Source organism: Gryllotalpicola sp. CP2-P1 (assembly GCF_057512245.1).
Genome location: NZ_JBLRDT010000364.1, coordinates 1 through 1,424 on the forward strand (window position 1 = coordinate 1; position 1,424 = coordinate 1,424).

Annotated in this window: 2 protein-coding genes; both read right to left on the bottom strand. The window is 71.4% G+C overall.

The window, feature by feature from the left end:
* Nucleotides 1–754 (bottom strand): ABC transporter permease (locus tag ACM2XV_RS15240; protein WP_487027557.1); only part of this gene is annotated, 754 nt, incomplete at its 3' end.
* Nucleotides 751–1,424, bottom strand: a 674-nt coding sequence (modA, locus tag ACM2XV_RS15245; RefSeq protein WP_487027558.1) for a molybdate ABC transporter substrate-binding protein, incomplete at its 5' end; no start/stop codon positions are given. The genes modA and ACM2XV_RS15240, both read right to left, overlap by 4 nt.

The window sequence follows — 1,424 nt, forward strand, 5'->3', positions numbered from 1 at the left end:
GCGCGAGGACGACGAGCAGCAGCGACAGCGCGACGGCGGCGTCGGGGTCGAGGTTGTTCTGCAGGTAGATCTCGAGCGGCAGCGTGCGCGTCACCCCCTGCAGCGAGCCGGCCACGGTGATCGTCGCGCCGAACTCGCCGAGCGCACGCGCGAACGACAGCACGGTGCCCGAGACGAGCGCGGGGCCGAGGCTCGGCAGCGTGATCTTGAGCAGCACCTGCGTGCGGCTCGCGCCGTAGGCGAAGGCGATCTCGTCGTGCGCCGCGGTGACGGTGCGCAGCGCGCCCTCGAGGCTGATGACGACGAAGGGAAGCGAGACGAACGACTGCGCGAGCACGACCGCCGCGGTCGAGAAGGGCACCTGCAGCCCGAGACCCTGCAGCGCCGGCCCGAGCAGGCCGCGGCTGCCCACCGTGTAGAGCAGCGCGAGGCCGCTGACCACAGGCGGCATCACGAGCGGAACGAGCACGAGGGCGCGCGCGATGCTCTGCCCGCGAAAGCGCCCCCGCGCGAGCACGACGGCCATGGGCACCCCGAGCACGACGCAGACGAGCGTAGAGAGCAGAGCCGTCTCGACGCTGAGACGCAGCGCGTCGAGCGACGACGTCGAGGTGATCAGCCGCCCGAAGCACGGCCAATCGACGTGGGCGACGATCGCGACGAGCGGCAGCAGCACGAACAGGGCGCCGATGCCGGCGGGAATCCAGAGCCATGCGGGGTACGAGCGTCGCCGCGCCGGCCCGTGCGCGCTCACGTCGGCGGGGCGCCGAACCCGGCGGCGGCGAGCACCTTCTGGCCGGGCGCGCCGGTGACGAACGCGATGAACTTCTTGGCGAGCGCGGCGTTCGCCGCGTTCGCGGTCTGCGCGATCGGGTAGGTGTTCACGGCGCTGCGCGCCTCGGGGAACGCGACTCCGGTGACCTTCGCGCCCGCGCCCTTCACGTCGGTGACGTAGACGACGCCGGCATCCGCATCGCCGCTTTCGACCTTCGCGAGCACGTCGCCCACGTTCTGCTCTTCGCTGATGGGTTTCAGCGAGACGCCGGTCGCCTTCTCGACCGCCGCCGTCGCGTTGCCGCACGGCACGCCGTCGGCGCAGACGTCCACCCTGATTCCCGGCCGGACGAGGTCGGCCCAGCCTGCCAGGTGGTGGGGGTTGCCCGGGGCGGTTGCGATCTCGAGCACATTGCTCGCGAAGTCGATCGGATTCCCCGCGATCAGCTTCTGCGCCAGGGCCGTCTGCATGTTCTTCTCGTCGGCGGAGGCGAGGACGTCGGCCGGGGCTCCCTGAGACAGCTGCGTCACGAGCGTCGAGGTGCCGTCGTAGTCGAATCGCACCGTCACGCCGGGGTTCGCCTTCTCGAACGCCTTCCCCAGCGTGTCGAAGGACGCCGTGAGGCTCGTCGCCGCGAACACGGTGAGGG